General features: G+C 71.0%; 11 protein-coding genes. 8 read left to right on the forward strand and 3 right to left on the reverse strand.

The features are described 5' to 3' along the window. Positions 1-6: 6 nt before the first annotated feature. The 6 genes from ABD357_RS37475 to ABD357_RS37500 all read left to right on the forward strand — a co-directional run bounded on the left by ABD357_RS37475 (position 7) and on the right by ABD357_RS37500 (position 4,248). A complete protein-coding gene (locus ABD357_RS37475) occupies positions 7-1,809 on the forward strand; it encodes a VWA domain-containing protein (RefSeq protein WP_344395808.1) in 1,803 nt (600 codons plus the stop codon). A gap of 79 nt (positions 1,810-1,888) precedes the next feature. Next, positions 1,889-2,365 (forward strand): SIR2 family protein, encoded by a 477-nt coding sequence (locus ABD357_RS37480; RefSeq protein WP_344395796.1) that lies wholly within the window; start codon positions 1,889-1,891, stop codon positions 2,363-2,365. Between the two features lie 39 nt (positions 2,366-2,404). After that, positions 2,405-2,851: a hypothetical protein gene (locus ABD357_RS37485; protein WP_344395797.1), complete on the forward strand. Its 447-nt coding sequence runs from the start codon at positions 2,405-2,407 to the stop codon at positions 2,849-2,851. A 121-nt stretch (positions 2,852-2,972) separates the two neighbouring features. Then, positions 2,973-3,476 (forward strand): hypothetical protein, encoded by a 504-nt coding sequence (locus ABD357_RS37490; protein ID WP_344395798.1) that lies wholly within the window; start codon positions 2,973-2,975, stop codon positions 3,474-3,476. Next, positions 3,473-3,850 (forward strand): hypothetical protein, encoded by a 378-nt coding sequence (locus tag ABD357_RS37495; RefSeq protein WP_344395799.1) that lies wholly within the window; start codon positions 3,473-3,475, stop codon positions 3,848-3,850. Before ABD357_RS37490 ends, ABD357_RS37495 begins: the two co-directional genes overlap by 4 nt. Beyond that, the gene (locus ABD357_RS37500; RefSeq protein ID WP_344395800.1) at positions 3,847-4,248 is read left to right on the forward strand and encodes a hypothetical protein; all 402 of its coding nucleotides are present in this window, start codon (positions 3,847-3,849) and stop codon (positions 4,246-4,248) included. The genes ABD357_RS37495 and ABD357_RS37500 overlap by 4 nt, the downstream gene beginning before the upstream one ends. 35 nt (positions 4,249-4,283) lie before the next feature. Here ABD357_RS37500 and ABD357_RS37505 read toward each other — a convergent pair whose 3' ends face one another. Both ABD357_RS37505 and ABD357_RS37510 read right to left on the reverse strand, forming a co-directional pair. After that, positions 4,284-4,646, reverse strand: coding sequence for a hypothetical protein (locus ABD357_RS37505; protein ID WP_344395801.1), 363 nt, complete (start codon positions 4,644-4,646; stop codon positions 4,284-4,286). Positions 4,647-4,850: 204 nt separating this feature from the next. After that, positions 4,851-5,237 (reverse strand): hypothetical protein, encoded by a 387-nt coding sequence (locus ABD357_RS37510; RefSeq protein WP_344395802.1) that lies wholly within the window; start codon positions 5,235-5,237, stop codon positions 4,851-4,853. Between the two features lie 243 nt (positions 5,238-5,480). On the opposite strand from ABD357_RS37510, the gene ABD357_RS37515 reads away from it, so the two are divergent. Then, positions 5,481-5,834, forward strand: a complete 354-nt coding sequence (locus tag ABD357_RS37515; RefSeq protein WP_344395803.1) for an SH3 domain-containing protein — start codon at positions 5,481-5,483, stop codon at positions 5,832-5,834. 50 nt (positions 5,835-5,884) lie between these two features. Here the strand turns inward: ABD357_RS37515 and ABD357_RS37520 are convergent, their stop codons facing one another. Next, a complete protein-coding gene (locus tag ABD357_RS37520) occupies positions 5,885-6,250 on the reverse strand; it encodes a hypothetical protein (RefSeq protein WP_344395805.1) in 366 nt (121 codons plus the stop codon). Positions 6,251-6,836: 586 nt separating this feature from the next. Here ABD357_RS37520 and ABD357_RS37525 point away from each other — a divergent pair. Further along, on the forward strand, positions 6,837-8,175 hold a 1,339-nt coding region (locus tag ABD357_RS37525), incomplete at its 3' end, for a DNRLRE domain-containing protein (protein ID WP_344395806.1).

Consider the following 8,175-nt stretch of genomic DNA (forward strand, 5'->3'; position numbering starts at 1 on the left):
CCCGCCATGCCCGCACACCCGCACGTGATGCCCACCCCGCCCGTCCTGACCGAAGCCGAACGCGACCTGGCCCGCTGGGAGGACGACGGCGGCCCCACCGTAGAGCCCCGCCCGCACCTGCAGGCCGGACAGTGGCTGCGCATCGCCGCCGCCCTGACCGAGCGCCTCCCCGAACTCGCCGGACGCGAGGACGTGCTCGTCACCTGCGAAGAACACACCCGCTCCGGAGCCCCCGCCGCCTTCTTCCCGGCCCAGGCCGCCCTGGAGATCGACCGAGCGCTCTTCGCCCCACTGCACCCGGTCACCATCGACCCGACCCGCTCCGGCGACGAGGAGCGCTACCCGGTCGCCTGGGGCGCCTTCACCCACGAGGCCGCCCACGCCGCGCACAGCCGCTGGAACACCCCGCCCCCACTACGCGGCACCGCCCTCGACACGGCAGCCCAGCTGCTGGAGGAATCCCGCGCCGAAGGCGCCCACCTCGCCCGCCGCCCCGCAGACCGCCGCTTCCTGCGAGCAGCCGTACACACCCTGGTCCTGGGCGACGTCACCAGCCAGACCCCCACCGACCGGTGGCAGGCCGCAGCGGCGGCCGGGCTGATCCTGGCCCGCCGGGACGCCGGAATCCTCGACGAGGACGAGACCGAAGTACTGGAGAACACCGTCACCCCCATCCTCGGCAAGGACCTGCTGGCGACCCTCGCCCAGATCTGGACGGCCGCCCACGCCACCGCCGACGAGGACGCGCAGGGCATGCTGGCGCACGCCGAGGCCTGGTGCCAGGCGCTCGGAGCCGACCCCACAGGCCCCGAACCGGCCCCCGACCCCACCGGCCGCAGGGGCGAACTGGCCGAGGCGATCGGCAAGGTCATCGGCGCGGTGGCCGCAAACGAGGCCGCCCAGGCACGCGTCGAGGCCGCCCGCACCGCCCGCAGGCAGGCCAAGACAGCCCAGGCCGCCCACGCACGGCAGGCCGCATCGATCGCCGAGAAGGTTTTTGCACCCGGCGGCCGCCCCCACACCCCCGGCAAACCCGTCAAAGGCCAGCGCGGCCGCTCCCCGGTCACCGGAACCCGGCCCCCCAGAGCAGCGGAGAAGGCGGCAGCCGGGCAGCTGGCCAGGGCGCTGCGGGCAGCCGCCTACCGGGAACGCACCACCACCGTCACCCCCTCGATGGCCCCGCCCGGACGCCTGAACATGCGCCAGGCCCTCGCCCGGGAAGCCCAGAAGGCCGCAGGCGCCACCCCGACCGCCACCCCCTGGACCCGCACCGTGCACCGGCCCAGCCCCACCCCGCCGCTGCGGGTGGGCATCGCGGTGGACGTCTCCGGCTCCATGAGCCTGGCCGCAGAGCCGATCGCCTCGGCCGCCTGGATCCTCGCCAAGGCCGCCGCCCTCACCGACCCCGACTCGCGCAGCGCCACCATCGCCTACGACCGCTCACTCACCGCGATCACCGCGCCCGGCCGCGCCCCCACCCGGGTGACCGAGTTCGACGCCAGCGGCATGGGCCACAGCCTCGCCGAGACCATCGACGCCCTGACAGCCGGAGTCGACCTCACCCGGCCGGGCACCGGCCGCCTGCTGGTGATCGCCTCCGACGGCTACTACCACCCCGACGAAGCCCTCCACGCCGCCGGACGCATCGCCGCCCTACGGCAGGCGGGGTGTGCGGTGCTGTGGCTCGCCTTCGACCCCGACCCCCACCCCCTGCCCGGCGCCACCCTGCTCCACCTCGCCGACCCGGCCCAGGCCGCCGCCGCCATCGGCAAGGCCGCCACCACCGCCCTGGCCACCATCCAGCCCTGACCGCCGTGCCGCCCCGGCACCGCCCGGGGCGGCCACCCCAACCAACCACCAACCTCCGTACCGAAGGAGTCCGCTCGCCATGGCATCTCTCGCCGAACGCGCCCACGCCGCCGCCGCATTCATCCGCCACCACAACGTCATCAGCCTGCACGGCCCCTACCGGGCCGAGGAACACGCCCGCACCGCCGTCCGCCTGGCCGCCGCCCTCGGCCTCGGGCTGGACCAGATCACCACCACCCCGGACTGGCTGCGCCGCCGCACCACCCCCGGCGAGCCCATCATCGCCACCGCCACCTGCCCCGACACCGGCGAGACGTACACCTTCCTCGCCCGCTCCCCGCTCTACGACGACGAACCCTTCGAACTCCTCGGCCCCTGCCCCCAGTGCGGCGGAACCGTGCCCCTCGCCGAGATCCGGCACCTGGCCGACCTCGGCACCCACCTGGCCCACCCGCCGCTCAGGGCCGAGGAGCTCCTGCGGGCCGACACGCTGCCGGACACCTTCACCCGCGACGAAGGCCACACCTGCACCTGCTCCTACGGCGAAACCCTCTGACCCACCACCATCCGCTCCACGGAAAGGACCCCGCCCACTATGACCGACCGCATCAGCCGTATCCGTGGCACCGCAGCCCGGGCCAACGCCCCCTCCGCACCGTCGAGTTCACACGCCGACCTCCGACGCGCGCCAGGAGACGAGGCCCTGCGTACGGCCCTCGGCGAGGACGGCTACCGACTCCTCGGCCGCCACCGCCAGGAACGCGGCACCGCGCTGGGCGAGCTGGCCGATCTGGTCTGCAACACCGCCCGCGAAGCCGACCGGCTCCACGGCAAACTGCGCCGCCACGCCGCCCACGTACGCGACCGCCTCGACGACACCCTCAACCCCCTCCTGGACCCGGCCTTCGTCCCGGTCACCGGCCTGCTCACCAGCACCGGCCACACCACCGACCTGCACGCTGCCCGCTTCGCCCAGCAGATGAACCAACTCACCCTGGCCCTGGAGAGCTACCAGGCCGCCATGCGGCGTACCCGGGCGTGACCGGGCGCAGTTGACCACGCGGGGGCCCCGCGACCGGGCCCCCGCCCGCCCTCACCCACCCGCAACCCCCACGTCGGGCCGGGGCACCGCACCGGCCCGCCCCTCCGGAAGGACTTCCACCATGACCGATACCGGCCAGCCACCATGTCCCCTGCTCGTGCACCACCTCCTCGGCCACGCCCGTGCCCTCCTCGCCGCCGCCGGAGACGATGAAGTTCCGTCCCTCGCCGCGCTGTTGGCCCGCGCAGCAGACCACCTGCCGGACGAGGACCGCGCCAGCCTGGACCCGCCCGCCCTCGCCCGGGTGGTAGCGGAATCCGCCGCACAACTGCTGGCCTGCACCCGCACCCCCACCAGGCCGGGCGACCCGAACCTGGAGCACTGCCTGCAGGCGCTCGACCGCTTGCCACGGTCGGCCCGCACCGGCCTGCTCACGGAGGCCATCCGACGCACCGCCCCCGACCCCGACCCCGACGACACCCCGCCGCCCACCACCGCCCGCGTCCTCGCCCCGGTCGGCCAGCCGACCGCCCGACGCTGCACGCAGGGGCGCTGCCCGTGCTCGTGCAACAGCGGCGGCTTCTGCGGCGGTTGCGGACACGCGGGCTGCGGAGGACGGCGATGAACCGGCGCACCGTGCACCGCCACGGTGAGCCGCCGCGGCGGAACCTCGCCCACGACGACGGCGTCGAGCCCGAGAACAACGGCCCGTACGCCGATGTCGCCGACCCGCTGACCGGCACAGTGCGAGTTTGCGCTGAGATGTGCACGACCTGCATCTTTCGCCCCGGCAACCCGATGCACCTGCAGGAGGGCCGGGTCACCGCCATGGTGGCCGAGGCGCGGGCACGCGAGGGACACATCACCTGCCACAGCACGCTGGGAACCAACTCCCCGGCCATCTGCCGCGGCTACGCCGACGGCCCCGACCAGGGCCGCAGCCTCGCCCTTCGCCTGGCCCGCGCCCTGGGCACGCTGCACGAGGTCACCCCGCCATGACACCCCCGAACACACCGGGGCCGGGCACCCGCCTGCTCGCCGAGCAGCTCGGCAGCGACGCCCCCGTGACCATGCTGACCGCCCGGCACCCTCCCGGTGACCCCCTCCACCGCCTGGCCCGCGTCCTGTGCCAGACCGCCACCGACCTGGACGCCGCGTACGCACAGGCGCAGCAGGCCGGCCGCGAGCTGCGGGCGCTGCGCGGCCGGCTGGCCACAGGAAGCGAAGGAGCCGACGACTTGAGCCAGGAGATCAGCTCTACGGCTGCCGAGCTGGAGCTCCTGCTCGAGCGATGCGAGGTGACCGACACCGCCCTGATCCGGCTCCTTGGCATCTACCAGGACACCGCCCCGGCGCCCGGAGCGAACCAGCGAGCGGCCCCCGCGGCACGTGACTGAGCGGCAGGCAGTCCCCGGCGGACCGCTGAGCAACCTCAGCGGTGGATCTTGGCGCAGGGCGCACCATCCGCTTTGTTGAACTGGACGCACAGCCAGGTGCCGTCCCAGAAGCTTCGGCCCTTCAGGTTCCAGCCGACGTTGGAGAACTTCGTCATTCCCGCAGTGACCGGAGTCGCGTCCTTCCATCGGGTGATGTCGGTCCGCTGGCCCTTGTAGACCGTGTACAGGCGGGCCCGGACACCGGTGCCGTGGCCCTCCATCCAGCCGCCCGCCCGCTTCACGGACAGGCCCTTACCCTTGACGCTCAGCCCCACCTTGCCTTCCGTGACCCTCGCGTCCGCGTGTGCGGGAACGGTCGTGCAGGCCAGAAAAAGGAACGCCGCTGCGGCGGTCATCATGTGCTTCATGGTTCGTCCAGGAGGAAGTGTGATGTGGGCAGTTCGGCGCCCGGAAGGTGATCACCCAGGGAGGGGTGAGGGGGGCAGGGCCGCAACGGGCCGCGCCACGTTTCGGGAGAACACCGGGGCGCTCGGCACCGTCGGCCAGACGGCAACTGCTGCGCGGGGCCGTTGTGCGGCGTGTTGCCGGGCGGCCGACGCCGCCTACCTGACGCGCTGCGCGCAGGTCACCGGGACCTGCCCGCCGGCAACGATGTACCAGTTGTAGCCGTCCCTGCCGCACTTGCGGTAAAGCGGCCCGCCGTTGGTGCGTCCCAGGGCGACGACACAGAACCTGTTCGTGATCACATCGCCGCGGTGGACGTAGCGGACGACGGGAGAGTCGGGCCGGGCGACCTTGGCGCCGCCCTCCGGCATACGTACGGCGACCTTCTTGCCTGTGATCCGAATCTTGCAGTGCGTCGGTTCGGCCCGGCCGTGAGGCAGGGGCCCGGCTGAGGCGATCGGGGCGAGACTTCCGCACACTGCGACCAGTCCGAGTAGCAAGGCGGCGGTTGGACGCAGGCGGCGTCGGATACGAGATGGGGTCATGTCCTCCTCCTCGGGGCGAAGCGACACGCGACGCGGCGTTCCGCACCGCGGTGTGCACACGGCGGGCCGGGACACGCCCAGCCGGGGCCGTTTCCTACAACGAGGAGCGCACGCACGAAGCAGCGCGAGATCGCCTGAATCGGTGGAACATTCCCCTAAATGGACCAAAGCGTGGTGATTGGAGCAAGGCTCGCGCGGCATTCTCAGCCCCGACGCGCTGAACCCGCAGACAAGGAGCCCCTGTTGTCCCGCCGTTACGTCTCGCTGTTCGCCGTGAGCCTGTTCGCCGCCCCGCTGTTCGCGCTACCGGCTCCCGCGGCTGCCGCCGCACCGGTGCAGGTGCCTGCCGGATCGGTGGCCGCCAAGAAGGACTTCTGCCGCATTACCGCTTCCGCGGCGACGGTGCGTGCCAAGCCCCGCAAGAACGCTGCGGCGCTTGGCACCGCGTACAAGGGCAACACCTGCACGGCGCATGGCTGGGCCGAGGGCGACGGGACGTGGGTCAAGGTCACGATCAAGCGCACCGGTGTCATCGGATACGTGCACTCGTCCCTGGTGGCGTGGGGTAAGGAGGGGCTGGGCCGCACCAGCCCGTGACCGGACCCGAGCACTGCCCCTAGCGCTCAGCGTGGGGCAGATGCTGTCTGTCACGTCATGCCAATAGCCTGCTCATCCTCTTCCCGGATGAGAGTGCGCAGCAGGGCGACGTGGTCGTTGGGTCCTGTGACCTCTTCGACGAGGTCACAGAAGCTGCCCAGGGCGTCGTGATCGCGCAGATCCGGTACCCGGCCAGGTGTTTTGAGGGCCGCGCGCACGGTCGGCCAGCACTCCGCCCAACGCTTCAGATGCCAGGCGAGCAAGTCGTCGAGAAAGGCCAGCGCAAGGCCGGTGTCGTTCCAGTCCTGCTGTTTGGTGAGGGAGCCTCGGCTCATCAGAACGCGCTCGAAGGACCACGGCAGCGCGAAGTGCGCCTCCTGTATATCCAGGGCCTGGATGGTGGCCCCGGATCGCATTGGTACTGGAGAGCTACCAGGCCGCCATGCGGCGCATCGGGTGTGACCGGGCGCAGCGAGCCTAGCGGGACTCCGCGACCGGCCACCTGTCTCTCGCCCACCCGCATGTCCATGCAGCGGGCCGAGTCGCTGTACCGGCCTGCACGGTTGGATGAATTCGAGGCCAGGCACGCCGAACAGACGTCAGCCAGTCAGATGAACCCATCGACGGCCACGCTCGCCCTGGCCGGAGAATGCACAAGGGGATCGACGGCACCATCAACGCGGAGTCCGTGGGACGTTCGATGTTTAACGACTGCATCACAATCGTGATCCCAGCGGAGCCAAGAGGTGCGCCTGGCGTCGAACGCGGACGCGCCACGGCTGACGTCGTATCAGGCATTTTGTACGAGAGTGTCAACGCGATCTCCCTCCCCGCGGGGACCGCGAGGATGCCTTCCGGTCTGTCGTGTCAACCCCCTTAAGGGGATGTGGAGATGGTTTGTAAATATTGTGATCTAGCTACAAGATTTCTTTCGTAGAAATTTGCTCTTGGATCTCCCCTTGGCGGCTCACGGTGTGCCGCCGAGTGATCACAGGAGTTGTGATGAGGCTCAAGGGGAGATGGGGCCCGGGCTCAGGGGGGCGGGCAAGACCCTCGGGCGCCGTGCTGAGACGCACGGCGTTGGCGGTTGCCGTGGTGCTCGCGGCCGAGACGGCGCTGGTGTCGCTGGGGTCCGGGGCGGTGTTCGCTGCGGACTCGGGAATCACGGAGGTGACGGCGGCCTCGGATGCGAAGTCGGCCGCTTCGTCGGCGGATTCGGTGGCGGCCGCACTTTTGATGGCCCGCCTGCAGGACCGGAAGATCGAGGTGACGTCGGAGCGCACGGAGACGTCAACGACGTACGCTCTGCCGAGCGGTGAGCTGCAGACGTCCACGTATGCCGGGCCGGTCCGGCAGCAGGTGGACGGCAGCTGGCGCGACATCGACACCACGTTGTCGGACAGCGGCTCGGTGCTGGAGCCGGAGGTGGCGGCCGCCGACATTCAGGTGTCGGACGGCGGGGACACGGCGCTGGCGTCGGTGGCCAAGGGGGACAAGTCCTTCGGCATGGGCTGGGAGTCGAAGCTGCCGGCCCCGTCGGTGAAGGGCGACACCGCCTCGTACGACCTGGGGGGCGACCAGACGCTGACGGTGACGGCTCTGGCCCAGGGTTTCAGCCAGAACGTGCTCCTGGACACCGCTCCGGAGGAGGCCCTGGAGTACCGCATTCCCTTGAATCTGGAGGGAGTTGAACTGTCTGTGGCCGACTCGGGCCATCTGCTTCTCAAGGACTCCGACGGCAAGCTGGTGGCCGAGGCGCCGGCGCCGATGATGTGGGACTCCTCCAAGGGCGACGCTTCTGGCGAGTCCGAGCATCAGGCGAAGGTGGCGACGAAGGTCGAAACCGCCGCCGACGGCAGCCAGACGCTCGTGCTGACCCCGGACGCCGACTACTTCACGCAGGATCTGACCTATCCGGTGACCGTGGACCCGACCTCGACCCTGGCGGTCACCACGGACACTTGGGTGGCCACCAACTACACCGACTCGCAGGTCTCGTCGACCGAGCTGAAGTCGGGCACGTACGACGCGGGCACCACGAAGGCACGCTCGTATCTGAAGTTCGATGTGTCAGCGTTCAAGGGCAAGCACATTACCGACACGAACCTGGCGCTGTACTCGTACTACTCCTCGACCTGCCAGACCACCGGGGCGGGCACGCAGGTGCGGCGGATCACCTCGTCGTGGTCCTCGTCGGACATCACCTGGTCCGCCCAGCCCTCCACCACGACCACGGGCGCAGTGACGAACACCGCGGCCAAGGGCTATTCGAGCACCGACTGCCCGGCCGGCACGATGAACTTCGACATCGACGCCATCGTGCAGGCGTGGGCGGACGGCT

It is taken from the genome of Streptomyces vastus (assembly GCF_039532825.1).
In the GTDB taxonomy this organism is placed as follows: Bacteria; Actinomycetota; Actinomycetes; order Streptomycetales; family Streptomycetaceae; genus Streptomyces; species Streptomyces vastus.

Excerpts from the sequence above, each read along its gene's own strand:
- ABD357_RS37475 (WP_344395808.1), top strand. The coding sequence starts at position 7 with ATGCCCGCACACCCGCACGTGATGCCCACCCCGCCCGTCCTGACCGAA.
- ABD357_RS37480 (WP_344395796.1), top strand. The coding sequence starts at position 1,889 with ATGGCATCTCTCGCCGAACGCGCCCACGCCGCCGCCGCATTCATCCGC.
- ABD357_RS37485 (WP_344395797.1), top strand. The coding sequence starts at position 2,405 with ATGACCGACCGCATCAGCCGTATCCGTGGCACCGCAGCCCGGGCCAAC.
- ABD357_RS37490 (WP_344395798.1), top strand. The coding sequence starts at position 2,973 with ATGACCGATACCGGCCAGCCACCATGTCCCCTGCTCGTGCACCACCTC.
- ABD357_RS37495 (WP_344395799.1), top strand. The coding sequence starts at position 3,473 with ATGAACCGGCGCACCGTGCACCGCCACGGTGAGCCGCCGCGGCGGAAC.
- ABD357_RS37500 (WP_344395800.1), top strand. The coding sequence starts at position 3,847 with ATGACACCCCCGAACACACCGGGGCCGGGCACCCGCCTGCTCGCCGAG.
- ABD357_RS37505 (WP_344395801.1), bottom strand. The coding sequence starts at position 4,646 with ATGATGACCGCCGCAGCGGCGTTCCTTTTTCTGGCCTGCACGACCGTT.
- ABD357_RS37510 (WP_344395802.1), bottom strand. The coding sequence starts at position 5,237 with ATGACCCCATCTCGTATCCGACGCCGCCTGCGTCCAACCGCCGCCTTG.
- ABD357_RS37520 (WP_344395805.1), bottom strand. The coding sequence starts at position 6,250 with ATGCGATCCGGGGCCACCATCCAGGCCCTGGATATACAGGAGGCGCAC.